Origin of the sequence: Streptomyces sp. NBC_00005 (genome assembly GCF_045160215.1) — a bacterium.
Taxonomy (GTDB): domain Bacteria; phylum Actinomycetota; class Actinomycetes; order Streptomycetales; family Streptomycetaceae; genus Streptomyces.
In genome coordinates this window covers 7,386,101-7,410,599 of the sequence record NZ_CP108316.1, presented here as the reverse complement: position 1 = coordinate 7,410,599, position 24,499 = coordinate 7,386,101, and the positions used below count along the sequence as shown (strand labels likewise).

Annotated in this window: 17 protein-coding genes and 1 pseudogene; 10 read left to right on the top strand and 8 right to left on the bottom strand. The window is 70.7% G+C overall.

Annotation, left to right across the window (positions count from 1 at the left end):
• The first annotated feature begins 66 nt into the window (after nt 1-66).
• Together OG303_RS33930 and OG303_RS33925 are read left to right on the top strand one after the other, a co-directional pair.
• On the top strand, nt 67-3,009 hold the full coding sequence (locus OG303_RS33930; RefSeq protein ID WP_405873228.1) for a glycoside hydrolase family 35 protein: 2,943 nt from the start codon (nt 67-69) through the stop codon (nt 3,007-3,009).
• Nucleotides 3,010-3,125: 116 nt separating this feature from the next.
• The gene (locus OG303_RS33925) at nt 3,126-4,226 is read left to right on the top strand and encodes a hypothetical protein (protein WP_405873227.1); all 1,101 of its coding nucleotides are present in this window, start codon (nt 3,126-3,128) and stop codon (nt 4,224-4,226) included.
• A gap of 6 nt (nt 4,227-4,232) precedes the next feature.
• Here the strand turns inward: OG303_RS33925 and OG303_RS33920 are convergent, their stop codons facing one another.
• The 4 genes and pseudogenes from OG303_RS33920 to OG303_RS33905 form a co-directional block, all read right to left on the bottom strand.
• Nucleotides 4,233-5,744: an alpha-N-arabinofuranosidase gene (locus tag OG303_RS33920; RefSeq protein WP_405873226.1), complete on the bottom strand. Its 1,512-nt coding sequence runs from the start codon at nt 5,742-5,744 to the stop codon at nt 4,233-4,235.
• A 115-nt stretch (nt 5,745-5,859) separates the two neighbouring features.
• Nucleotides 5,860-6,730 (bottom strand): annotated as a pseudogene (locus OG303_RS33915) (carbohydrate ABC transporter permease).
• Nucleotides 6,727-7,665 carry a carbohydrate ABC transporter permease gene (locus OG303_RS33910; RefSeq protein ID WP_405873225.1) on the bottom strand — a complete coding sequence of 313 codons (939 nt, stop codon included), beginning with the start codon at nt 7,663-7,665 and terminating at the stop codon, nt 6,727-6,729. The pseudogene OG303_RS33915 and the gene OG303_RS33910 overlap by 4 nt, the downstream one beginning before the upstream one ends.
• A complete protein-coding gene (locus OG303_RS33905; protein WP_405873223.1) occupies nt 7,662-9,020 on the bottom strand; it encodes an extracellular solute-binding protein in 1,359 nt (452 codons plus the stop codon). The genes OG303_RS33910 and OG303_RS33905 overlap by 4 nt, the downstream gene beginning before the upstream one ends.
• A 210-nt stretch (nt 9,021-9,230) precedes the next feature.
• Between OG303_RS33905 and OG303_RS33900 the strand changes: the two genes are divergently transcribed.
• Both OG303_RS33900 and OG303_RS33895 read left to right on the top strand, forming a co-directional pair.
• A complete protein-coding gene (locus OG303_RS33900; RefSeq protein WP_405873222.1) occupies nt 9,231-9,944 on the top strand; it encodes a toxin-antitoxin system, toxin component family protein in 714 nt (237 codons plus the stop codon).
• A complete protein-coding gene (locus OG303_RS33895; protein WP_405873220.1) occupies nt 9,941-11,191 on the top strand; it encodes a DUF6545 domain-containing protein in 1,251 nt (416 codons plus the stop codon). The genes OG303_RS33900 and OG303_RS33895 overlap by 4 nt, the downstream gene beginning before the upstream one ends.
• Nucleotides 11,192-11,236: 45 nt before the next feature.
• Here OG303_RS33895 and OG303_RS33890 read toward each other — a convergent pair whose 3' ends face one another.
• Both OG303_RS33890 and OG303_RS33885 read right to left on the bottom strand, forming a co-directional pair.
• On the bottom strand, nt 11,237-12,088 hold the full coding sequence (locus OG303_RS33890) for an SMP-30/gluconolactonase/LRE family protein (protein WP_405873219.1): 852 nt from the start codon (nt 12,086-12,088) through the stop codon (nt 11,237-11,239).
• Nucleotides 12,085-12,858, bottom strand: a complete 774-nt coding sequence (locus OG303_RS33885) for an IclR family transcriptional regulator (RefSeq protein WP_405873218.1) — start codon at nt 12,856-12,858, stop codon at nt 12,085-12,087. Before OG303_RS33885 ends, OG303_RS33890 begins: the two co-directional genes overlap by 4 nt.
• 517 nt (nt 12,859-13,375) lie before the next feature.
• Here OG303_RS33885 and OG303_RS33880 point away from each other — a divergent pair.
• Both OG303_RS33880 and OG303_RS33875 read left to right on the top strand, forming a co-directional pair.
• The gene (locus tag OG303_RS33880; protein ID WP_405873217.1) at nt 13,376-14,413 is read left to right on the top strand and encodes an NAD-dependent epimerase/dehydratase family protein; all 1,038 of its coding nucleotides are present in this window, start codon (nt 13,376-13,378) and stop codon (nt 14,411-14,413) included.
• A 75-nt stretch (nt 14,414-14,488) separates the two neighbouring features.
• Nucleotides 14,489-15,340, top strand: a complete 852-nt coding sequence (locus OG303_RS33875; protein WP_405873215.1) for a hypothetical protein — start codon at nt 14,489-14,491, stop codon at nt 15,338-15,340.
• Here OG303_RS33875 and OG303_RS33870 read toward each other — a convergent pair.
• Together OG303_RS33870 and OG303_RS33865 are read right to left on the bottom strand one after the other, a co-directional pair.
• Entirely contained in the window at nt 15,328-16,575 is a 1,248-nt protein-coding gene (locus tag OG303_RS33870; RefSeq protein ID WP_405873213.1) for a PucR family transcriptional regulator, read from the bottom strand. The genes OG303_RS33875 and OG303_RS33870 overlap by 13 nt on opposite strands.
• A 3-nt stretch (nt 16,576-16,578) precedes the next feature.
• A complete protein-coding gene (locus OG303_RS33865; RefSeq protein ID WP_174267325.1) occupies nt 16,579-16,731 on the bottom strand; it encodes a hypothetical protein in 153 nt (50 codons plus the stop codon).
• A 163-nt stretch (nt 16,732-16,894) separates the two neighbouring features.
• Between OG303_RS33865 and OG303_RS33860 the strand changes: the two genes are divergently transcribed.
• The 4 genes from OG303_RS33860 (at nt 16,895) to OG303_RS33845 (ending at nt 24,496) form a co-directional block, all read left to right on the top strand.
• The gene (locus OG303_RS33860) at nt 16,895-17,878 is read left to right on the top strand and encodes a DUF3068 domain-containing protein (RefSeq protein ID WP_405873212.1); all 984 of its coding nucleotides are present in this window, start codon (nt 16,895-16,897) and stop codon (nt 17,876-17,878) included.
• Nucleotides 17,879-18,067: 189 nt separating this feature from the next.
• Nucleotides 18,068-19,249 (top strand): glycosyltransferase family 4 protein, encoded by a 1,182-nt coding sequence (locus OG303_RS33855; protein WP_405873211.1) that lies wholly within the window; start codon nt 18,068-18,070, stop codon nt 19,247-19,249.
• A gap of 106 nt (nt 19,250-19,355) precedes the next feature.
• On the top strand, nt 19,356-20,081 hold the full coding sequence (locus tag OG303_RS33850) for a class I SAM-dependent methyltransferase (RefSeq protein WP_405873209.1): 726 nt from the start codon (nt 19,356-19,358) through the stop codon (nt 20,079-20,081).
• Nucleotides 20,078-24,496: an alpha-(1->3)-arabinofuranosyltransferase gene (locus tag OG303_RS33845; RefSeq protein WP_405873208.1), complete on the top strand. Its 4,419-nt coding sequence runs from the start codon at nt 20,078-20,080 to the stop codon at nt 24,494-24,496. The genes OG303_RS33850 and OG303_RS33845 overlap by 4 nt, the downstream gene beginning before the upstream one ends.
• The last annotated feature ends 3 nt before the right edge of the window (nt 24,497-24,499 follow it).

The following is a 24,499-nucleotide window of genomic DNA, read 5'->3' as shown; positions in this document are numbered from 1 at the left end:
TGGGTCCCGCCGTACACAATGACCCCGCACGCGCCGCCGACCGACCGGCACCGACGGGAGGCTCCCATGGGGCTCAGCAGACGTACCTTCAGCGCCCTCGCCGGCACCACGGCGCTCGGCCTGGCTCTGGGCGGCAGCGGCGCCGCGACCTGCGCCTACGCCGCCCCGACCGCCCCCACGGGCCCGCCGCCCGGACCGCCGCGCGCGGACGGGCGGCGGCACACGATCGGCTTCGACCGCTACTCGCTCCTCGTCGACGGCGCACGCCTGGTCGTCTGGTCGGGCGAGATGCACCCCTTTCGGCTGCCGAGCCCGTCCCTGTGGCGCGACGTCCTGCAGAAGATGCGCGCCCACGGCTACAACGCGGTCAGTATCTACGTGTCCTGGAACTACCACTCCCCCGCTCCCGGACAGTACGACTTCACGGGCGTCCGCGACCTGGACCTGTTCCTGCGCACGGCCGCCGAGACCGGTCTGTACGTGATCCTGCGCCCCGGCCCCTACATCAACGCCGAGATCGACGGCGGCGGCTTCCCCGGCTGGCTGACCGCCACCAAGGGCACGGCGCGCACGGCCGACCCGACGTATCTCTCGTACGTCGACCAGTGGCTGACCCAGGTGAACGCCATCGCCGCCCGGCACCTGTACACCCAGGGCGGCGGGACCGTCCTGCTCTACCAGATCGAGAACGAGTACGACGCGAACGTCACCGCGCCGACCGGCCGCGACTACATGGCCCACCTGTACCAGAAGGTGCGCGCCGACGGCATCGACGTCCCCCTCTTCCACAACGACAAGGGCAGGAACGGGTACTGGATCCCCGGCTCCTTCAACACCGGTACGGAGAGGGGGCGTTGGCTGTACGGCTTCGACGGCTACCCGTCGCCCACCCAACTTCCGCCCGACTGGGGGCACTTCGGAATCGGCGGGATGAAGGGCGGGGCGACGGCCAGTCCGCAGACCCCCGGCTTCGTGCCCGAGTTCGGGGGCGGCTGGTTCGACCCCTGGGGCGGAGCCTGGTTCGACGGGAAGGGGTACGCGGAGTCGCGGCGGATCCGGGACGCGGCGTACGAGCGGCGTTTCTACCTCACCAACCTCGCCAACGGCATCACGCTGCACAGCGTCTACATGACGTTCGGCGGCACCTCCTGGGGCTGGCTGCCCGCACCGGTCGTCTACACGTCGTACGACTACGGGGCGGCCATCGACGAGGGACGGCAGCCCACGTCCAAGCTGATCCCCATGCACCAGCTCGGGCATCTGCTGCGGCACGTCCCCGACTTCGCCAAGCTGGACCGCGCGGCGGACGTCGAGGCGGACGGCCTGAAGGTGTACCACCTGACCAACCCCGACACCGGCGCCCACGTCTACGTCCTGCGCAACGACTCCAACGAGCCGGTCACCTCCACGCTCGCGGTCCCCGGGGCCGAACTCCCCGTCGCCGTCCCGGCACAGGACGCGCGGCTGCTTGCCGCCGGGATCAGGCTGGGGCGGCGCAAGCTGCGCCACTCCAACGCCCAGCCCATGCTGGCCCTCACCGCCGGCCGCCAGGAGATCGCCGTCCTCACCGGGCGCTCGGGCGAGGCGACGGTGACCGCGCTGGAGTGCGCGAGCAGGCCGACGGTCACGGTGCTGGAAGGGGAGGCCGAACAGTCGTTCGCGGACGGGCTGTTGCGCATCGAGGCCCAACTGGACGGATTGACAAGGGTGTTGGTGACCGGAGGCGGAACCACCACGCCCCTCCTCCTGCTCCTCGCCGACGACGAGACCTCCGTACGGCTGTGGCCCCACGACACCCCGTCCGGCCCGGTGCTGGTGTACGGACCCGCACTGCTGCGGACCGCGACCGTCGCCGGGACGGCGGTCCGGCTGACCGGGGACACCGTCCACGCCACCGAGCTGGAGGTGTGGGGGCCGCGCGGGACCCGTGAAGTCACCTGGAACGGCAGGGAGTTGAAGACACGCCCGACTTCCTCCGGGAGTCTGCGGGGCGCGCAGTCGCTGCCGGGTGTCGGGGCGGTCGCGCTGCCCGCCCTGCGTACCGGTTGGCGGCGGAAGACGGAGAACCCGGAGTCCGCGCCCGGCTTCGACGACTCCTCCTGGACGGCCGCCGACCGCACCACCTCGTACAGCACCACGCCCATCCCCGCCGGGCAGCCCGTCCTCTTCGCCGACGACTACGGCTTCCACTACGGCGACGTCTGGTACCGCGGGCACTTCGCCGACGCGACCGGCGCGCAGTCCGTGTCGCTCGCGTACAGCACGGGCACGCAGGGGCTGCTGATGGCCTGGCTGGACGGGCGGCCGCTGGGCACGCACCGGATGCCGGTTCCGGACAACAGCACTGTGCGGCAAGGGAGTTGGGCGGCCACGGCCGTCTTCCCGGTGCCGGATGCGGCGCGGACGGCCGGGGCGCATGTGCTGTCCCTCCTCGTCCGCCGGATGCAGCACGACCAGGACGGCAAGGCGCAGGACACGCACAAGGTGGCCCGCGGGTTGACCGCCGTCACCTTCAAGGGCGCTTCACCGAAGGTGAGTTGGCGGATCCAGGGCGAGGGGGCGGCCGATCCGGTGCGCGGGCCGCAGAACAACGGCGGGCTGTACGGGGAGCGGGAAGGGTGGCATCTGCCGGGGTTCGCGGACGAGAACTGGAAGCCGGCCGACCTCCCACGCGCCGACAAGGGGCAGGGCGTCACCTGGTACCGCACCGGCTTCCGACTCGCCGTACCCGATGGGGTGGACGCTTCGGTGGGGCTTGTCCTGGAGGACGATCCGGGGCGGGCCTACCGGGTACAGATCTTCCTCAACGGCTGGAACATGGGCCAGTACATCAACGACGTGGGCCCGCAGCACACCTTCGCGCTCCCCAACGGGATCCTGCGCACACGTGGCGCCAACACACTCGCGCTGGCCGTCCTGTCCGACGGGACCACACCGTCGGGGCCGTCGGACGTACGGCTGACGTTGTGGGGGGCGGCGGCGGGCGGGGTGCCGGTGTCTGCGGTGTGACTCTCGGCGTGACCTGAAACGCGCGTTCCTCTGCATTCCCTTTTTCGGCACGCTGGTTCACCGTGTTGCCTCACATCGACCGTGTTGGCGCACATCGCCGGAGAAGGGGGAAGGCAGTGCGAAGACGGCGTTTCATCAGTGGGCTGGTGGGGGCGGGTGCCGGGTTCGGGCTGACGTCGGCGAGCGCGCGTGCGGCAGGTCCACGGGTGGCCGTCCAGGAGCCCCATGAGTGGCAGGCCGTCCCGGCCCCCGAGTGCACCCCCGCCGCCCAACTGCTCGGTGTGGCCGCCGCCGGTCCCGGTCTCGCCTGGGCCGTCGGCGAGCAGGGCCGCAACGGCAGCACCCGCGGGGTCCCGTTGGGCCTTGCCTGGGACGGCAACGCGTGGACCCGGCTCGACCTCGCCCACCTCGGTTTCGGCGGCTCCCTGATCTCCGTCGCCGGCACCTCCGACGGCGCCTGGGCCGTCGGCACCGACACAGGTGGCATCGCGCACCTCCTCACCTGGGACGGCGGCACCTGGCAGGAGGCGGACTTCCCCGGCCGGGCGGCGCCCGGCACCGCCCTGACCGGCGCCACGGTGGGCGCGGACGGCCGGGCCTGGATCTCCGGGCGGAACAGCGACGGCGCGGTGCTGCTGCGCGGCGACGACTGGGCCTGGCAGGCACCGCCCCCGAGCGCGACCACCGCCACCCCGTCGGGCGTCCGCTGCACGGCTTCCGGCGACGTCTGGGTCTACGGCAGCGCGCTCATCGCCCGCTGGGACGGCGCCACTTGGACCGAACTGCCCGCGCCGGCCGGCCTGCGCCCCTACGTCAGCGGGCTGCTTCCGGTCACCGCCGACGACATCTGGCTCACCGGCTACGACTACGGGGTCGGCGGCCCGCCCGGCAAGCCCCCGGGAGTCACCCTCAAGCACTGGGACGGCAGCGCGTGGACGAGCGTCTCCGCCCCGTTCACCGCCGGCATGCTGACCGGGATCGTCGACGACGGGCAGGGCGGGCCCGACCGCATCGCGGGCTGGGACTTCTGGGACCAGACCCGCGCGCATCACCTCCGGTGGGACGGCGAGGCATGGGTGAGCGAGCGCGGCCCGACCGCCACAACTCCCGTACTGCCCCTCGCACTTGCGTCGGTGCCCGGCGCGGGCGGCTACTGGGCCGTCGGCACGACGTCCTCCTCGCCGTATCCGCCCGCGACGGTGCACATCGAACGGTGATGTCGCTCATGCCAACCGGATCACGTTCCAGGACAGCGGCTCCAGCACGGCGTTGAGGGTGCCGTCCCGCAGCGAGGTGCCCTCGACCGGGTGCGGGGCGACCCGCTCGGGGTCGTCGAGAGTGTTCCGCGCGTCCGGGTCGGCGTCCGCGAGGGCGCTGTGCTCGACGACCGTGCTCAAGTCGAGGCCGTTCAGGGCGACTTCGAGCGGGAGCGCCTCGGTGCGGCTGCGGTTGACGGCGAACACGGTGACGGTGCCGTCCTCGGCGCGCACGGCGGTGGCGTGCAGCAGGTCGGCCTCGCCGTACTTCTTCGTCTCGTACGTCGGTGAGTCCACCCGGACGTCGAGGACCTGGCCGCGGCCGTACTGCGAGGCCTGGGCGAAGGGGAAGAAGGTCGTCTGACGCCAGGCCGGGCCGCCCGGCTCGGTCATGATCGGGGCGATCACGTTGACGAGCTGGGCGAGGCAGGCGACGGTGACGCGGTCCGCGTGCCGCAGCAGGGCGATGAGGAGCGAGCCGAAGACGACGGCGTCGGTGACGCTGTAGTTGTCCTCCAGGAGGCGCGGGGCCTCCGCCCAGTCCCGCGCGCCGGAGTCCTCGATCGCGTGCCACTCCGAGATGTACCAGACGTTCCACTCGTCGAAGGAGAGATTGATCTTCTTCTTGGACTTGAGCTTCGCACCCACGTGGTCACAGGTGGCGACCACGTTCTCGATGAAGGACTCCATGTCGACGGCGGAGGCGAGGAAGGAGTCGACGTCGCCGTCCTCGGGCTGGTAGTAGGCGTGCAGGGAGACGTAGTCGACGAGGTCGTACGTTTCCGCCAGGACCGTCGCCTCCCACTCGGCGAAGGTCGGCATGGACTGGCTGGAGGAGCCGCAGGCGACCAGTTCCACGTTGGGGTCGATCTGACGCATCGCGCGGGCCGTCTCGGCGGCGATGCGGCCGTACTCCTCGGCCGTCTTGTGGCCGGTCTGCCAGGGGCCGTCCATCTCGTTGCCGAGGCACCACAGCTTGATGCCGAAGGGGTCCTTGTCGCCGTGGGCGGCGCGGAGGTCGGCGAGGGTGGTGCCGGCGGGGTGGTTGGCGTACTCCTGGAGTTCGAGGGCCTCGGCGACGCCGCGCGTACCGAGGTTGAGGGCCATCATGGGCTCGGCCTGGGGGCCGACCTTCTTCAGGAAGGCGATGTACTCGGAGAGGCCGAAGCGGTTGGTCTCGGTGGAGCGCCAGGCGAGGTCGAGGCGGCGGGGGCGGTCCTCGACGGGGCCGACGGAGTCCTCCCACTTGTAGCCGGAGACGAAGTTGCCGCCGGGGTAGCGCAGAGCGGTGACGCCCAGTTCGCGGACGAGATCCAGCACGTCCTGGCGCAGGCCGGCCTCGTCCGCGGTGGGGTGACCCGGTTCGAAGATGCCGGTGTAGACGCAGCGGCCGAGGTGTTCGACGAAGGAGCCGAAGAGGCGGGGGTTTACCTCGCCTACGGTGAAGGCCGGGTCGAGGGTGAAGCGGGCGGTGCTCATCTTTGCCTTTCGGGGTGGGTGGTTCTCGGTACGTTGGCGGCTGCGGGTCGTGGAGGCTGCTCGCGCCCATGCGGCGGAGCCGCACATGGACACAGCCCCGCGCCCATGAAAGCCCTTACTGCCCTGCCAGGCCAGTGTGGGCGACGCCCGTCACTATCTGGCGTTGGAAGAAGACGAAGACGACGATCAGCGGGAGGCCCCGCCATGAGGCCGCCGGCCATGAGCTGGGCCCACTGGATGCCGTAGGAGTTCATGACGGTCGCGATGCCGTTCGGCATGGTCATCAGGTCGGGGTTGTTGGTCACCATGTAGGGCCACAGGAAGTTGTTCCACGAGGCGATGAAGGTGAAGATGCCGACCGCCGCGAGGGAGGGGCGCGAGAGCGGGACGACGATGGTGAAGAAGACCCGCCAGCGGCCCGCGCCGTCGATGAAGGCCGCCTCCTCCAGCTCGCGCGGGATGCCCTGGAAGAACTTGTAGAGGATGTAGACCATCGCGGCGGGCGCGCACTGCGGCAGGATCATGCCCCAGTAGGTGTCGACCATCCCCATCTGCTGGACCGTGGTGAAGAGGGGCACGCCGAGGACGGCGGGAGAGACCATGAGGCCGGTCATGACGACGCCCATCAGCAGGCCCTTGCCGCGGAACTCGGTGCGGGCGAAGCCGTATCCGGCCAGGGCTCCGACGAACAGCACGACGGCGGTGACGCAGACCGAGACGACGAGGGAGTTCACGAACCAGTTGGTGATGTTGCCGGTCTCGAAGAGCGCCTTCCAGGCCTGACCCGTCCACACCTCGGGCAGCCAGTGCGTCGGCACCTCGACGGCCTCGGTCTCCGACTTGAGGGAGGTGAACACGGCCCAGGCGAAGGGGGCCAGGAACACCACGGAGACGGCGGCGCCGAGAAGGGTGAGGACGATCTGGCTCGGCGTCCAGGGCTTCCTGGCCCGGGACCCGACCCGTACCGGTACCTGCGTGGCGGTCATCGCACGCCCTCCTCACGCTTGCGCAGCAGCCACATCCGCGCCAGGGCGACGGACGCGATGATCACGAAGAAGATGATGGAGATCGCGGAGGCGTAGCCCACGCGGTAGCTGGTGAAGCCCTCTTCGAGGGTGTACTGCACGAAGGAGCGGGTCGAGTTCTCGGGGCCCGGGCCGAAGTCCATCATCACGACGGCCTGGTCGAAGAGTTGCAGCGAGGCGAGGATCTGGAGCGCGACGACCAATCCGGTGATGTTGCGGAGCATCGGCAGCGTGATGTGGATCATGCGGTGCCAGGCGTTCGCGCCGTCCAGTTTCGCGGCCTCGTAGAGGTGGCCGGGGATGCCCTGGAGCGCGGCCAGGTAGAGCAGGAACGAGAAACCGACCGTCCACCACAGGGTCTCGATGACGATGGCGAGCATGGCGTACGACTTGTCGGTGAGCCACGGGGTGTCGATCCCGAAGACGTAGTTGATCATTCCCGTGCCGGGGTTGAACAGCCACTGCCAGAGGTTGCCGGCGACGGTCGACGGCAGGAGGAAGGGCGCGAAGAAGCACAGGCGCCACAGCCACTTGCCGCGCTCGATGTGGTGGGCGAGCATCGCGAGGAGGAAGGCGAGGACCGTGATGCAGGGCACGACCAGGAGCGTGAAGTAGGCGCTGCGGCCGAGCGAGTCCCACATCATCGAGTCGTGCAGGGCCTCGCGGTAGTTGTCGAGGCCGATGAAGTGCGCGCCGTCGCCGGAGATGTTGGCGTCGGTGAGGCTGAGGTAGACGCCGCGCACGAGCGGCCAGATCACGAACAGCACGAACAGCAGCAGGAACGGGGCGACGAACCAACCCCCGTGCTGGAAGCCCTGCTTGCGGCGGACGGTGGCGGTTCCCGCGGCGGTCCGCGCCCGCGCCGGGACGATGACGGTCTCAGCACTGGTCGTCATGCGGCCGTACCTCCCTGCGCGGCGGTCCTGCCGTCCATCGGGTTCTTCATCGCGAGCAGCTTGGCGAGCTGCTTCTTCATCCGCCCGGCGGCCACCGCCGGCTTGGCCGAGCCCAGCGTCGAGGAGACGACGATCGGGCCGACGTCCTGGGCGAGGATGCCGGTGGAGCCCGCGAACCAGACCTTCGGCTCGTTCGCCTGGTGGTACATCGCCGACGCGTACTCGTTCTGCGGCGAGAGCTTCTTGTACGCGGCCGTGGACAGGGTCGGCGTGTAGGCGGGGATGTGGCCGCCGGCCGCCCACTGCCGGGCGTGCTTGACGATGTAGGCGGCGAGCCGGTGTGCGCCCTCGTTGGCGGCCCCGCCGCGGTCCGACTGGTGCGGCAGCACGAACGAGTGCGACTCGGCGTGGGTGGCCTGCCTGCCGAAGACGGGCGGCAGCGGGGTCGCGCCGTACTCCAGCTTCGCGGCGTTGAAGACCGGCACCGACCAGTTGCCCTCCCAGCAGAAGGGTGCGCCGTTGATGAACTGTTCGGCTCCGGCGGCGCCCCCGAAGCCCGGGTCGGCGTACCCGTCCGTGATGTGCCGGCGCAGGAACTCCAGGACCTGGGTGGCCTTGTCGGTGTCGAAGGTGACTTCGGTGTTGGCGGCGTTGAACCAGGTGCCGCCGAGCTGGGTGTAGAAGGCGACGAAGAACCACCACTGGAAGTTCTGGTCGTTGATCCACAGGCCGATGGTCTGCAGGCCCTTCTTGGTGGCCTTCTTGGCCGTCTTCAGTACGCCGAACCACTCATCGACCGACGTGACCGGCACGATCCGGCCGTCGTCGCCGAGCAGGCCCGCCTTCTTCAACACGTCCTTGCGGTAGAAGCAGAGCTGGACGTGGACGTCGAGGGGCAGGGCGTAGAGGGTGCCGTCGATGACGGCGCGCTTCCACAGCCTGGGGTTGAAGTCCGCTTCCCGGACGCCGTACTTGGCGAGCAGACCGACGTCCCACGGGTCGAGGAGGCTGCCCGGCGAGAAGCCGGTGACCCGGCCCAGGTGCATGACGCCGAGGTCGGGTGCACGGTTGCCCGCGGCCGCCATGGCGAGCTTGGTGTAGTAGGGATTGCCCCACTGGAGGGTCGAATCCTTCACGTCGATGTCGGGGTTGGCCTTACGGAAGGCGTCCAGCATCGCGATCATGTTGCTGCCGTCGCCGCCGCTGAAGAGGTTCCAGTACCGCACTCGGGTGTCCGCGCTGGAGGCGAGTGCGTCGGCGCCAGTGCCGAGGGCGGCGAAACCGAAGCTGCCGGCGACGGCCAGTCCGCCGGCGGCACCCAGAAGTTGCCTGCGACTGAGGTCAGGTCGTCCCATGCCCTGCCCTATCTGTTCGATATCTCGAAATGCGCTCGTAACTTCGAACGGGACCGTAAGGAGGAAGCGCTTGCCAGTCAATGGTTTGGGCAGGACTTTCCGGCCATCGAGATGGTTCTCGGTTGAACGACGGCCTGGGATCGCCTGCCGTGGACTGGACCGCCCGCGTAGTCTCGGACCGCCTCCTGGGCGGCGGCGAGAGGGGAAGCGATGGACATCGCGGGCGCGCGGCGGAAGGCGGCCCGGATCGCAGCCGGGCTGCGGCGCTCGCGCAGGGTCTCCGGGATGCGGGACCTGACGGACGGCCTCGGTGCCGCAGTGCGGGCCAGACCCCGCCCGCCGGCCGACTCCCGCGAGCTGTGCCGGGCGCTCTGCGAGGAGATGGGCACGCTGCGCGGCGGTCGGCCCGTGGAGCTGCGGTTCGAGCGGTTTCCCGACGAGATCGAGGTCACCGGGCTGTGGGTGGAGTTCCAGGACTTCGACCTGGTCATCGTCGAGGAGCGGGCCGAGGCGGTGCAGCAACTGGTCATCCTGGGCCACGAGTTGTGGCATCTGCACGCCGGGCACAGCCATCACCACGTGGCCGGGACGGCGCTGGCCGACCGGCGCGAGTGGCGGGCCCGCGAGTGGAAGCCGTTCGCGAAGGCCGCTGAGAAGTCCGCCGACAAGGCCGTCGACAAGGCCACCGAGAACGCCACCGAGACAGGCACTGCGAACGCCGCTGGGAACGCAGTCGAGAACGCCGCGCTGTCCGTGGCCGCGCGCGACGGCTCCCGTGCGGCGGACGAGGCGGAGGCCGACGACTTCGGGCACCGGCTGGCCGCCGCGTTCCGACCGCTGCTGTCCGGGCGGCGCGCCGACGCCCCGCTCGATCCCCTCCGGCGGTCCCTGGGCTACCGCGGACGCGGGGGAACGGCGCGGTGACCGAGGCCCTCGCCCAACTGGCCTGGTCTCCCGCGGGTTTCGTCAACGAGTTCTACCCGTCCTTCTGGTGGATCCCGGCCGGTGTCCTGACCGCCGCCCTGGTGATCAAGCTGCCCACCATCGTCCGGCTCTGGAGCGACCCGCTGCTGCGTGCCGTCGGTGGCGTACTACTGGTCGCCTGCGCGGTGTTCGTGTTCGTGGCGCCGTCGACGATCGCCCGCGTCAACCGGGTCACGGGCGTGCCGAACATCTCGGCGCCCTGGGTGTACTCGCTGCTGACCGCGTTCTGCGGCTCCTGTCTGCTGCTGATCATCGCCTGGCGCAACGGCCTGTCCGACCGCTCCGCGTCGACCGTGCGCGCGGTGCGCTGGACCGTCGCGGGCTCCCTCGGCGTGATCGCCGCACTGTGGGTCCTCTTCGCCCTGGCGGACGCGCCGGTGGAACGCCTGCGCGACCTGGACACCTACTACGCGAACACGCCCTACATGCGCGAGATGATCCTGCTCTACCTGCTCGCGCAGACCGTGGCCACCGTGATCACCTCGGGCCTGATCTGGAACTGGGTCCGCACCGACGGCCTCGACGCCTGGCTGCGCTGGGGCCTGAAGTTCCTCGGCGTCGGCTATGTCGTCCAGCTCTCGTTCTACGCCGTCAAGCTGCCCGCGGTGGTGGCCCGCTGGGCCGGGCACGACCTGGACTGGCTGAGCACCGGCGTGGCACCGCCTCTGGCCTGCCTCTCGGCCATCCTGATCGCGGTCGGCTTCATCCTGCCGCACGCCGGCCAGTACCTCCACGAACGCTGGCGCGTCCGCCTGGCCCACCACCGGCTGCGCCCGCTGTACGTCCTGATGCGCACCGCCAACGGCGGCGGCACCCCCTTCCTCCTGCGGGCCACGCCGGAGTTGCGGCTCGTCCGCCGGGAGACGTTCATCCGCGACGTCCTGCTCCCGCTGGCCCGCCACATCGACGAGTCCGGGCGCCGACAGACGTACGAGGCCGCGCTGACCCTCGGCCACGAGCCGGGCCGCGCCAAGGCCCTCGCCGCCGCGGTGGCCATCCAGGACGCGGTCGAGTCCCGCCGCCGGCCGACGGAGCCCGAAGCCGCCCACGACCCCGACACCACCGACCTGCTCCGCGAGATCGGCCCGGTCTCCCACGCCCTGCGCCGCCCGGACGACCTCCTGGCGGTACGTACCCGCGCAGCCGACCGGGACAGCGCGCCGGACCACCCGGGGATCCGCGGGTGACCGGGAACGGCCTGCTGTTCCCCGTCACCCGACCCGCCTCGGCGCTCAGCCCGCGAACGCCCGCTGCGCCAGCCCCTTCCCCGCCCCCGGCACCACCAGCAGCGAGCCGGAGAGCGGGAGCGGGGCGTCCAGGCCCGTGCGGGCCGTGGTGATGTACAGGTCGGTCAGGTCGGGGCCGGCGAAGGCGCAGGCCGTGGGGCGCGGGGTGGGGAGCTCGATCACCCGGTCCAGGTCGCCGGCGGGCGTGTAGCGGCGTACCGCCCCTCCGTCCCACAGGGCCACCCACACGCACCCGTCGGCGTCGACGGTCAGCCCGTCCGGGAACCCGGCGCCGTCCTCGATCCCGGCGAGCGTCCGCCGGTTGCCGACCCGGCCCTCGCCGTCGTGGTCGAAGACGTCGATACGACGGGTGGGCGAGTCGATGTAGTACAGGAGCCGTCCGTCGGGGCTCCACCCGGTGCCGTTGCTGACGGCGACGTCGTCGAGGACCGTCTGTACGGCGCCCTCCCCGGTGATCCGGAACAGTGTGCCGCCGCCCGGCGCCTCGTCGTAGCGCATGGTGCCGGCCCAGAGGGAGCCGTCGGGGGCGACGGCGGCGTCGTTGGCGCGGCGGCCGGGGACCGGTTCGTGGTGCAGCCAGCGGAAGGTGCCGTCGGGGTCGACAAGTCCGACGCCGTCACGGAGGTTCAGGACGAGCCCGCCGCCCGCGCGCGGCTTCGCGGCGCCGACGTGCTGCTCGGTGACGCGGGTACTGCGCCGCCCGGATCCCGGCTCGTACGTGTGCACGCGCCCGCCGAGGATGTCGACCCAGATCAGCCGCCCGCCCTCCGCGTCCCAGGTGGGGCCTTCCCCGAGGGCCGCCTCCGCCCGCACCGCCACCTCGTAGCGGTACGTCATGCCACGCTCCGGTGGCCGAGGCGCTCCGAGAGCTCCAGAGCACCCTTGACGGCGAGCCCCTCCAGCTCGACCCGACGCTCGTCGCTCCAGCGGATCATGGGGACGGAGATGGAGAGGGCGGCGACGACCTGCCCGGTACGGTCCCGCACGGGCGCGGCCACACAGCTCACGTCCGGGTTGGACTCGCGGCTCTCCACGGCGAGGCCGTGCTGCCGGATCTGGTTCAGAGCCTCGCGCAGGGCGGACGGCTCGGTGATGCTGTTGGGGGTCATCGCGATGAGCCGGGCGTCGTCCGGGATCCGCGCGGTGAGCTCCGGCTCCGGAAGGGAGGCCAGCAGCATCTTCCCGACGGACGTGCAGTGGGCGGGCAGCCGGCGTCCGGCCGCCGACACCATGCGCACCGCGTGGGTGGAGTCCACCTTGGCGATGTAGATGACGTCGGTGCCCTCGAGGATGGCCACGTGCACGGTCTCGTCACAGGTCTCGGCGACGGACCGGGCCACCTGCTGACCCTCGGCGGCGAGGTCCAGCTGCTCGGCGTACCGGCTGCCGAGCTGGTACGGACGCACACCGAGCCGATAGCGTCCCGGCTGTCCGGGCACCTGGACGATGTAGGACCGGGCGGCGAGCGTGGTGACCAGCTCGTGCACAGTGGTGCGCGGCAGCTGCAGCTTGCGCACGATGTCGGGGGCGGAGAGCGTCCCGTCCCCGTCGAGGAAGAGCTCAAGAATGTCGAGAGCCCGGGTCACGGCAGGTACGAGGCGTCCCACGACCGGCCCCCTCCCTTGTTATCTGAGGCGTCTGTGTTCGATATTTCAACAGACGATCGGCATGACGAACACAGGCTAGTCACATGGCGTTTGCCAGGGCAATGGTTCTGCCCGGTCCACCTCGCCACCCCTGTGGTACTACTGTCCCCCATGTGCGACACGTCACATCATGTCGCACGCGGGAGGACGGCCGGGGCGGGAGGGGTCCCGCGGCATCCGGCCGTGCGTTTCTTAGTGGAAGTTCCGCGCCGTCGGGCAGGGCTACGAGGCCGGTCTGGCCGGCCTGGCGACGGACTTCGGGGTGGACATCGAGGATGACGCGGCCGAGGCTGCCGACGCGGCGGAAGCGGCTGAGACGGCCGAAGCGGTTGAAACTGCCCAGCCGCCCTCGAGGCCATCCCGGCTCCCCGGCGGCCCGACAAGGAAGAGGCCGGGGCCCGGACCGGGACCGGGGTCGGAGCGGGAGTCGAAGTCGAGGCCGAGCCGAGGACTGAGCGGACGAGATCGGAGTACACGCGTGAACGTTCTGGTGACCGGGGGCAGCGGGTTCGTCGGTTGTCATCTGGTGCGGCGGTTGCTGGAGCGCGGGTACTCCGTGCGCACCACCGTGCGCAGCACCGCCAACGCCGTGAAGGTGCAGCCCCTGAAAGAGATGCAGGACCGCTTCCCCGGGCGGCTCGAGCTGTTCGAGGCCGATCTGCTCGTCGACGGGTCCTTCGACGAGGCGTTGAAGGGGTGCGAGGTCGTCTTCCATGTGGCCTCGCCCTTCTTCATGCCGGAGAAGATCAAGGACGGGCAGCGGGACATGGTGGAGCCCGCGCTCGCCGGGACGCGGAACGTGATCGGGAGTGTGGAACGGACGCCCACCGTCCTGAAGTTCGTCTTCACCTCCACCGTGGGGGCGATCTTCGGTGACTACGCCGACGTACTCGACATGAAGGGCCAGGTGTTGGGCGAGGCGTACTTCAACACCACCAGTACCGTCGGGAACAACCCGTACCACTACGCCAAGACCGTTGCGGAGCAGGCCGCTTGGGACGCGGAGAAGGCGCAGGGGCGCTGGCGCATGGTCTCCGTCAATCCGGGGCTGGTGCTCGGCCCCTCCCTGACCCCCGCCTCCGAGTCCGGCAGTCTCTTCCTCCTCGAAGAGCTCTTCAAGGGCTACTTCATCTACGGCGCCCCCGACTTCAGCTTCACCACGGTCGACGTCCGGGACGTGGCCGACGCGCACATCGCCGCCGCCGAGAAGCCGGACGCACAGGGGCGCTACATCCTCGCGGCCGCGACGATGACGTCCTTCCACGAGATGGCCCGCATCATCCGTACCCGCTACCCGAGGGATCTGCGGCTGCCGCGAACTCGCCTCCCCCACTGGCCCGTTCGCGTCCTCGGCCCCGCCTTCGGGCTGACCCAGGACTACATCCGCAAGCACCTCGGCATCCGCTTCGAGGTCGACAACAGCCGCAGCGTGCGGGAGTTGGGGATCGGCTACCGGCCGGTCGAGGAGACCCTCCTGGACCATTACGAAGCGTGGCGCACCCAGCGCTCAAAGTGACGCGGACGCAGCAACCTCCCGCGCCCCGGCGGCAACCTCTAGGTGAAATCCCGCCCCCACGAAGGGAGTTCACCCATGCGCACCCGCATCGCGCGTGTCGTCACCGTCCTCGCCGCCCTGCTGGCGGTACTGGCGCTACCCGTCACGACGGCGTCCCCGGCGCAGGCCGCCGACACCTGGAACCCGCCGGCCAACCTCGTACAGCCGCTGAACGAGGTGTGGAACCACGTCGAGTCGACCTACCCCGACCTCTACGGCTTCCGCAACTACGGCTGGGACCAGATCATGGCCAACAAGGGGAGCGTCAACTACTGCGTCCGCTGGGACTCGGACGCCCCCGTCAGCACCACCCTGCGCGACCGGATCCACGCCGCGCTGAAGAAGCAGTTCGCCCAGTGGATGACCGCCATGCTGGACAACGGCACGGGCACCAACGCCTGGCCGTACACCACCGTGCCGGTCAACATCGTCGGCTGGGCGGTCAAGGACCGATCGACCCTCCAGTGGAGCGACAACTCCGTCGACGTCTACGCCGGGAACCTGGACAGCGGCGGCTCCCCGCAGTGCGCACCCGGCTGCGGACGCTTCTTCCACCAGGACGGCAACTACTCGCAGTGCCCGGGCGGGGTCGCGCACCACTACGACCAGTCGCTGTGGCTGACCAAGGGCTTCCAGGGCGGGGCCGGCGGCGACTGGGGGCAGCGGGTCGGGCAGGAGTACTTCACCGGCGCCCTGGCCCAGGAGAACATCCACATCTATCTCCACGAGGTCGGGCACACCTTCGGCCTCGACGACTTCTACGACTGGACCCCGACCGGCCAGTGCTGCTTCCTCATGAACGCCGGCAGCGCCACGCAGATCACCGAGTTCGACCAGTGGATGCTGCGTGACTTCTGGCGGCACATGAAGAGCCGCTACGGCCTCTGACTCCTCGCCTCCCCCAACACCCCCCTCAACCTCTGTGCCCTGAGCACCAGTTCCAGCTCGAAGCGGCGGTCGGGGTCGTCGATCTCGTCGCCCCACAGCTCCCGGATCTGCCGCAGGCGGTAGCGCACCGTCTGTGGATGAACCCCGAGCCGTGCGGCCACCTCCGGCGCCCCGCCCCGCGTCTCCAGCCACGCCAGTAACGTTTCCGCAAGCCGCCGCCTGTGCGTCGGCCCGCTGTGGGTCAGGGGCGCCAGGCAGCGCAGGGCCAGGTCGTCGATCAGCTCCTCCGGCTGCAGCAGCACCAGGGCTTCCGTGTGCTCCGTGCAGTACAGGACGTCTCCGGCGGGCAGCAGCCCGCGTTCCATCAGGCGTACGGCCGCCTCGGCCCAGCGCAGCGACTTCCCCGCGTCCGGCAGCGGTACGGGCGGTCCGATCGCCCCGGACCAGCCGGTCAGCGCCCGGTGCAGTAATTCGGGGCGGCCGGCGGCGTCCGGTTCGGGGACGACCATGCGGGGCTGCTCGTACTCCATGTCGAGCAGCACCCCCTGCCCCACCGCGGGTGCCACCGCCTCCCGGGCGGGGCGCAGCAGCACGCCGACGGCGACCTTGCGCGGGAGCGGCCAGCCGACCCGGGCGGCCCGTTCGGTGAGCGCGTCGGCCGGGTCGCCCCGGTGGTGCTCGGCCAGGAGCAGTTCCATCAGCCTGCGCTGGAGCCTGAGCCGCTCCCCGGCCTGTCGCGCCGCCGCCTCCGCGTAACCGCGCACCGACTGGTCGACCAGGCCGTCGAGATACTCGTAACCCGCGTCGACGAGCTCGTACATCGCGGGCGGCGGGATCTCGACCCGCTGGCCGATGTCGGCGAAACGGCGCCAGGCCAGGCGTACGCCCATGCGGTAGATCGCCTGGAGGGAGTCGAGGGAGCGTCCGTGCAGGCCTTCGCCGCGGCCGAACTCCTGGAAGACGCCCGGCGGCACGGACGGCCGGCCCTCCGACTGTTCCAGGTGCTGGACGAAGACCTCGATGGCCCGGCGGATGCCGACCAGGGCCATCGGCTCGCCCGACTCGTCGAGGACGACGGGCAGGTGCGGGTACTCGCGGCGGATCTCCCGCAGGATCTCCTCGGCGAGCTCGGGTGCCTCGGCCATCGCGAGGGCGGCGAACCGGCGGACCTGCAGGCGGGGGACGTCGTGCCAGGCCGAGCGGGTGGTGACGGCCGGCGAGTGGGCTGGCGTCACCGGTCAACTCCCTTGCCCGGCTTGCTCGTACGTGATCAATGGCGTGTTCGGCTGGTCGGGTGTCGCGTCGAGCAGCGCGACGATACCGAGGGCGGCACCGACGGCGAGTGCCGCGGCGGCCACGACGGTGAGCGCTGCGGCAAGCAGTCTGGACATCGCAGGGTCAGCCTCTCTGTCCGGAGGTCGTCCCCACCCCGGCATCCCACCCCTGCCCGTCGGCCCAGTCTCGACAAGCATTGACACCCCGTCAAGAGCAGCCTACGGTTCCCGGCCCATAGAGCGGCCCGAACTCCGTCATCCCTCCCCCTGGAGTGCCCGGATGCGCCGTACAGCCTCCCCCCTTTCCTTGATTCTGCTGGGACTCGGCACGTTTTTGCTGGTCCTGGCGCCGATGCTGGTCTGGTACGTCGAGCCGCGGGCCGCCGTGAATCCGATCGACATCGACACGACCGCCGTCTACTCCGGCACCGGCAGCTACTTCGACACCGACGAGATCGAGACCGTGCACGACAAGCGGATCACGGTCACCCAGAAGGTGCGCGGCAACGTCGCGGACAGCGAGAAGAGCGGGCGGGCGGTGTGGGACGTGACGACGACGGTCGACACGGACAAGTCGCTGCCGGCCGCCGATCCGCACGACGCGCTGGAGTTCTTCCTGAACCGGTGGGTGACGAACCGGCACACCAACCAGCCGGTGCACTGCTGCAAGGAGAACCCGTACTTCGAGGGAGACGCCTATCTCAAGTTCCCCTTCGACGTGCACAAACGCTCCTACACCTGGTGGGACAACTCGCTCGGCGACACGATCGTGCTGCACTACGCGGGTACCAAGAAGGTCCAGGGGTACACGGGTTACCGGTTCACCGGCACTGTCGCCCCGACGAAGATCGGGACCCGCCTGGTGCCGGGCACGATCGTCGGCCAGAAGAACAAACCGCAGGTCCTGGCCGAGGAGTGGTACTCCAACCACGGCATCGAGCTGGTCGTCGACCAGCGCACCGGCCGGGTCCTCTACGCGCAGGTCGGCCCGCGCCGCACCCTGCGCGCACCCGGCGCGAAGAAGGACGCGGTGGTGCTTCTCGACAGCCGGAAACTGGGGTTCACCACCGCGACGCAAAAGGCCCAGGTGAAACTGGCGAAAAAGGAGAGCGGCCAACTGCGCATGGTGGGGCAGACGTTGCCGATCGGAGCCGGTGTGGCCGGATTCGTTCTGACGGCGGCGGGGGGCGTTTTGGTGGTACGAGGACGGAAACACCCCCATACCGACGGGAACGCCCCAAGCGCAGCTCACGAAGTGACATGACGTCAGTTCTAATAAAGCCGGAAATTGTCATCTCGGTGAGTAGCCGTGGCGAACGGCTGGGCGAAAACTGTCCAACCCCACCCGAGCACAACCCGTCCACACCCCCCGCCCATGAAGAGCTCAGTCCCCCCACAGCAAGTCCAGAAATCAACTACTGAGTTCCGCACCCTGAGACGAGTTGGAGCACCCATGCCCCAGCACGTGCCATCCCCGCTGCGCACCGCACACTTCTGGGCGCCGCAGCACCCCTCGGCGCTCCCCCCACAACCGCGCCGAATCGTTTTCCTTGCCCATCGTGATCTGGACAATCCGGCCGCCGGCGGCTCCGAGCTGCTGGTCGACCGGCTCGCCGAGGGGCTGACCGACCTCGGCCACCAGGTGACGCTCATCTGCGGCGGCCCGGCGGCCTTCCGGGACTACCGGGTCGTGTCGGCCGGCGGCGAGTTCGGCCACTACCTGCGCGCCCGCTCCGCCTTCGCCCGTCAGGTCGGCGAGACCGATCTGCTGGTCGAGGTCTGCAACGGCATGCCGTACCTGGCACCCCTCTGGCACCGCGGCCCCACCCTGTGCCTGGTCAACCACGTCCACTCCGACCTGTGGAAGATGCGGTTCGGCGGCCCCCTCATGCCGGCCGCGCGGATCGGCCGAAGACTCGAGCAGTGGGCACTGACCGGTGCCCAGCACCGGAGTCTGCTGGTCGCCGTCTCCCCCTCGACGGCCCATGCCCTGCGCGCGATCGGCGTCGAACGGGACCGTATCCGCGTGGTGCACAACGGGGTCGAGGAACCCGGCCCGCGCGCCGACCGGTCGCCCGAGCCGCTGTTCGTGGCGGTGGGCAGACTCGTCGAGTACAAGCGGATCGATCTGCTGCTCAGACTCTGGGAGCGGGTGCGGCCGGTCACCGGCGGCCGGTTGGTGATCGTCGGTGACGGTCCCGAGCGGGAGCGGCTGGAGCAACTCGCCGGGCCCGGCGTGGAGTTCGCCGGACACGTCTCCGAGGCGGAGAAGCACCGGCTGCTGTGCGCGGCCTGGTTGCTGCTGCATCCGTCCGCCGTGGAGGGGTGGGGTCTCGTCGTCACCGAGGCGGCCACCCGACAGACGCCTACGGTCGCCTTCGACGTGCCCGGGCTGCGGGATTCCGTCGTCGACGGGGAGACCGGTGTGCTGGCGCACGGGGAGTCCTCGTTCGCGGCTGCCTGGTGCACGCTGGCCCTGTCCGGGCGGCGGCGGGAGGCGATGGGCAAGGCGGCTCGGGACCGTGCGGCGCGTTATCGATGGCATCGGACGGTGAGACAGTTCCGGGCGGTTGCCGCTGAGGCGGTGAGGCACGCCTCCGGCGGGGGTGAGCCGAAGCATGCGCCGCGTCAGTAAGGCCGTCTCTCGGCTGCCGGTCGTTCGTGGCTGGTCGCGCCCACGCGGCTCAGCCGCACAGGTCACAGCCCCGCGCCCCTTCAAGGGCGCCACGGTGGACCGGCGGATGAAGGATCCCTCTTTTCGTCGGTCCCTCGCTCTCTTCCGTGCCTTTCTGCATGAGCAGGATGATCCGGAGAGCTGCTATCAGTTGCTTGCCCGGGATGCGGCCGATCAGGTCGAGGCCTACGGCGGGCCCGTCTCCGGGCGGACCGTCGTCGACGTCGGTGGTGGCAGTGGGTACTTCAGCGAGGAGTTTCGGCGGCGTGGAGCGCATGCCTATCTCTTCGAGCCCGATGTACGGGAGTTGGGGGAGAAGCCGCCCGACTCGGCCGTGATCGCGGACGGTTATCTGCTGCCGTTGTCGGACGGGGTCGCCGACGTGACCTTCTCGTCCAACGTGCTGGAGCATGTGGCCGATCCGCAGACGTTCCTGAGCGAGCTGGCGCGGGTGACCCGGCCCGGCGGGCTGATCTATGTGTCGTTCACCAACTGGCTGTCCCCGTGGGGCGGTCACGAGTGGGCGCCCTGGCACTACTTCGGTGCCGAGCGGGCCCGCGCCCGCTACCGCCGCCGTACCGGAAAGCCCGCCAAGCACACCCTCGGCGAGAACCTCTTCGCCGTGCACATCGGCGCGACCCTGCGGCAGGTGCGTGCCCGCGACGACGTCACGGTCGTCTCGGCGCGCTCCCGCTACTGGCCCTTCCTCGCGGAAACCGTCGTGAAAGCGCCGGGGATACGCGAGGTGGCCACCTGGAACCTTCTCCTCATTCTCCGGCGGTGTCCCCCATGACGACCACGGTCCAGGCCCCTCCTCCGGCAGCCGTCCCCACCACCGCGGCCACCTCGGGTCCGCCGGAGGGCCCGCGGTCGCGGCGCTGGCTGGTGGGTTTCTGGGCCGTGGTGTTCGTGCTGTTCCTGGCGGTGCACCCCGGCCGGCAGACCTTCGACACGAAGTTGGGTGTGACGGTCGACCCCGGGGCGTTCTTCTCCGACCTGGGGCAGCTGTGGCACGACCAGGGCAGCTTCGGCGGGATCCAGGACCAGTACGCCGGTTATCTGTGGCCGATGCTGCCGTTCTACTGGCTGGCGCATGCCGTGCAGCTGCCGGTGTGGCTGGCCGAGCGGCTGTGGATGTCGTTGATCGTGTCCGTCGCCTTCTGGGGTGCGCTGCGGCTGGCCGAGCGGCTGCGCGTCGGCAGCGGCGGGTCGCGGCTGCTGGCGGGCGTCGCGTACGCGCTGTGGCCGGTGTTCACCATCGTCGTCGGGTCCACGTCGGCCGCCGCGCTGCCCGGCGCGTTCCTGCCCTGGGTGCTGCTGCCCCTGACCAACGAGCGGTACACGGCACGGGTCGCGGCCCTGCGCTCGGCGCTGATCGTCCCCTTCATGGGCGGCGTCAACGGGGCGTCGACTCTGGCGTCGTTGCTGCCGGTCGGGCTGTATTTCCTGTCCCGTCCGCCGGGACCGCGGCAGCGCAAGCTGATCGCCTGGTGGGTGCCGGGCGTGATCGTGGCGGCGGCCTGGTGGTGGATTCCGCTGCTGATGCTCGGCGTCTACGGCGAGAACTTCCTTCCGTACGTGGAGACTTCGCAGACCACGACGGCCACCATGTCGGCGACGGAGGCGCTGCGCGGAAGCGGCAACTGGGTCGCCTATCTGCACTTCGGCGAGGCGTGGCTGCCGGCGGGCTGGACGGTCGCCTCGTCGGTGATCGTGATCGTCTGCTCGGCGCTGGCGGCCGGGCTGGGCCTGGCGGGGCTGGCCAGACGGGACATGCCCGAGCGGCGGTGGCTGGTGCTGACCGTGATCTCGGTTGTGCTGGTCCTGCTCGCCGGGTACGGCGGCGCGTTCGGCGCTCCCTTCCACGGGGTCGTGCAGGACTGGCTGAACGGCGGCCTCGTCCCCTTCCGCAACATCTACAAGTTCCAGACGGGACTGGCCCTTGCACTGGTCCTCGGCCTCGCCCATCTGGTGGGCGTGGCCGCCGAGGCGCGCGGCGCCCGCCCGGTGCGCGGCCGCCGTCTCGCCCCGCTGGTCGCGGCGGTCCTGATCCTGCCCGGCCTCATGTGGCCGTACCTCAACGGCTCGATCCTCAACCCGGGTTCCTTCCAGGAGCTCCCCAAGTACTGGTCGGCGACGGCGAACTGGCTGGAGAAGTACTCCCCCGACTCGCGCACCCTGGTCGTCCCGGCGACCGCCCACGGCATCTACACCTGGGGCTCCCCCATCGACCAGCCTCTCGATGTCCTCGCCAAGTCCCGCTGGGCGCAACGGGATTACGTCCCCTTCGGCACCCCCGGCAACCGGCGCGCCATGGACGCGGTCGAGGACGCCCTGACCTCCGGGAGCGAAGTCCCGGGCCTCGCCGACTACTTGAGCCGCGCCGGCGTCTACTACGTCGCCGTCCGCAACGACCTCGACCCCGACCAGATCGGCTCCGTACCGACCACCACGGTGAAGCGGACGCTGGAGCAGTCCGGCTATGTGCGGGTGAGGGGCTTCGGGCCGGTCATGACCGGCGGCCGGATCGCCCAGGACGCCCCGCTGCAGGTGGAGGGCCTGTACCCGCGGCAGCGGGCGGTGGAGATCTACGAGCCCGCCGACAAGGACGTGCCGAGGCCGGGCCAGGCCCATCTGCTGCCGGTCGCCAGCGCCGCCGTCGTCTCCGGCGGACCCGAGTCGCTGCTCCCGCTTGCGTCCGAGCTGCGCGGCCGGGCGACCGTGCTGACCGGCGACAACCACCCGGGGCTCGGATCCCCGTCCCTCCAGGTGGTCGGCGACGGACTGCGCCGTGCGGACACCCGGTTCGGGCTGGTCGACGCCAACACGTCGTACACCTACACCGGTTCGGAACGCAACGCACCGGACGCCGCGCAGGACGCGGGAGAGAAACCGCACCAGATCCTGCCGACCAAGGGCCTCGACCACCAGACGGTGGCCCAGCTGCGCGGCGCCCGCTCGGTGACGGCGTCCTCCAGCGGCAACTGGCTCTTCTACCTCCCGCAGTACGACCCGGTGAACGCCTTCGACGGCAACCCGAACACCTCCTGGGCGGAGGGCGCACCCGGCTCCCCGGACGGGCAGTGGCTGCGCATCGGCTTCACTGACCGGTACGACATGCCGTCCTCGTTCGAGGTGACCCCTCTGCCGCAGGAGAGCGTACGGTCGGCGGCGACGAAGGTGCGGGTGCAGACGGAGAAGGGGACGAGGACCAGTTTCCTGCGCCCGAACGGACAGACGCAGAGCATCAAGGCACCTGCGGGCGCGACGAGTTGGATGAAGCTGACGATCGTCGACTCGGTGTCCCGCCGCGCGGGCCTCACCGGCGCGGGCTTCTCCGAGGTCGACCTGCCGCAGGTGCAGGTGACCCGTCTGCTGCGGCTGCCGACGGATGCCGACTCCTCCGACGCCGCCGCCTCGCTGATCTCCCTGCACCGCACCGCCGACCCCACCGGCCTCTCCCCGACGGGCACCGAGGCCGGTCTGCACCGGCGCTTCTCCACGGCCGCGGCGGGGACGTACGACGTGAAGGCGAGCGCGGTGCCGGTGGCCGGCGAGGAGCTCGACAAGCTGCTCTACGAGGTCGCCCCCGACCAGCAGAACCGCATCGTCGCGACCGCCGACTCGACGGCCGCCCTCGGTGCGGGTCTGTCGGCGCGCAACCTCACCGACGGCGACCTGACGACGGCGTGGATCGCGGGCGACCGGCCCACGATCCATCTGCGCTGGAACGGCAAACAGCCCATCGGGGAAGTGGTGTTGGCCCCGGCGGGCGGGCTGTCGTCCCGCCCGGCCCAGGTGGACATCAGCTCCCCGGGCGGCTCGACCATCGCCGGTGTCGACGAGAACGGCGTGGTCCGCTTCGACCCGATCACCACCGACCGCCTGGACATCACGATCACCCGGACCGCGCCACTGACCCTGCACAACCCGGTCGCCGACGAGGACCTGCAACTGCCCGTGGGCCTGACCGAGGCGTACATCCCGGCACTGGACCAGTACCGCACTCCGCAGCCGAGGAGCACCCGGACGTTCTCGCTGCCGTGCGGGCAGGGGCCGGACGTGGCGGTGGACGGCAAGCTGTACCCGACGAGCGTCAAAGGGACGGTACAGGACCTGACCGAGCGGCGGGCGGTGAATGTGACGCTCTGTCAACAAGGGCGTGCCGACACCGAGTTGCAGCTGACGGCGGGCACTCACCGCGTCGAGGCCGGGGACGCCGGACCACTCACCCTGACGGACGTGACGCTGACCCGCGGCACGGTCACGGAGCCCACCACCGCGAACCGTCAGCTGACGATTCGGGACTGGCTGGGCGACCGCCGCGAGGTGACCGTCGGCTCCGGTGCGGCCATGTACCTGACCACATACGAGAACTACAACGACGGCTGGAAGGCCACCCTGGGCGGCAAGGAACTCACCCCCGTCCGCCTCGACGGCTGGCAGCAGGGCTGGCGGATCCCGGCCGGCGCGGGCGGCGCGGTCAAGCTGTCGTACCAACCCGCGACGACGTACGAGGGCGGGCTGATCGGCGGCGCGGCGGGGCTGGTGGTCCTGGTGGGCCTCGTCGTGTGGCGCCGCCGCGCACCGAACCCCGACACGCCGCAGCCGGTGGCACCGCTGCCCGGTCTGTGGCTCGGCACGGTGGTGCTGACGGTGGTCGGTGTGCTGATCGCCGGGTGGTTCGCGCTGCTGGTGCCCGCGCTGGCCCTGCTGGCGTACCGGCGGCACGCGGTGCTCGTGCCGGTCGCGTTCGTGGCCCTCGCCGGCGCCGGGATCGCGGCGGCGACGGGGGCCGGGAAACCGGTGGGCGCGGGCGAGGGGGCGTTCGGACACACGGCCCAACTCCTGGCGCTGATCGGCCTGTTCGCGGGCGTGGTGAGCGTACGGGAGCCGGACGAGGGACCGGGAGCGACGGCACTGCTGCCACCCGCGACCGGGCCTGCGCCGCCGCCCGGCTCCGAAGCACCGACGCGGACACTGCCGCAACGGCGCCGGGGCCGGAGCGGACCCCCGGCGACCGAGGGGAAGTCCGAGACGGCCGCCCCATTGCCCCGCCCGGACTCCGGACCGACCGTCTCGGTCCGCGGACCCGGCAGGCCCGTACCCGACTCGCCGACCGTCCCGATCCCGTACCGCAAACCCAGGCTCCGGCCCACCCCGCCCGAGGGGACGCAGGAGCCCGACGACAACAGGGGGAGGGGCTGACCC

Bases quoted from the DNA above. Each gene is read 5' to 3' on its own strand.
- OG303_RS33930 (WP_405873228.1), top strand. From the start codon at position 67: ATGGGGCTCAGCAGACGTACCTTCAGCGCCCTCGCCGGCACCACGGCG.
- OG303_RS33920 (WP_405873226.1), bottom strand. From the start codon at position 5,744: ATGAGCACCGCCCGCTTCACCCTCGACCCGGCCTTCACCGTAGGCGAG.
- OG303_RS33910 (WP_405873225.1), bottom strand. From the start codon at position 7,665: ATGACGACCAGTGCTGAGACCGTCATCGTCCCGGCGCGGGCGCGGACC.
- OG303_RS33905 (WP_405873223.1), bottom strand. From the start codon at position 9,020: ATGGGACGACCTGACCTCAGTCGCAGGCAACTTCTGGGTGCCGCCGGC.
- OG303_RS33900 (WP_405873222.1), top strand. From the start codon at position 9,231: ATGGACATCGCGGGCGCGCGGCGGAAGGCGGCCCGGATCGCAGCCGGG.
- OG303_RS33890 (WP_405873219.1), bottom strand. From the start codon at position 12,088: ATGACGTACCGCTACGAGGTGGCGGTGCGGGCGGAGGCGGCCCTCGGG.
- OG303_RS33875 (WP_405873215.1), top strand. From the start codon at position 14,489: ATGCGCACCCGCATCGCGCGTGTCGTCACCGTCCTCGCCGCCCTGCTG.
- OG303_RS33865 (WP_174267325.1), bottom strand. From the start codon at position 16,731: ATGTCCAGACTGCTTGCCGCAGCGCTCACCGTCGTGGCCGCCGCGGCA.
- OG303_RS33860 (WP_405873212.1), top strand. From the start codon at position 16,895: ATGCGCCGTACAGCCTCCCCCCTTTCCTTGATTCTGCTGGGACTCGGC.
- OG303_RS33855 (WP_405873211.1), top strand. From the start codon at position 18,068: ATGCCCCAGCACGTGCCATCCCCGCTGCGCACCGCACACTTCTGGGCG.
- OG303_RS33850 (WP_405873209.1), top strand. From the start codon at position 19,356: ATGAAGGATCCCTCTTTTCGTCGGTCCCTCGCTCTCTTCCGTGCCTTT.
- OG303_RS33845 (WP_405873208.1), top strand. From the start codon at position 20,078: ATGACGACCACGGTCCAGGCCCCTCCTCCGGCAGCCGTCCCCACCACC.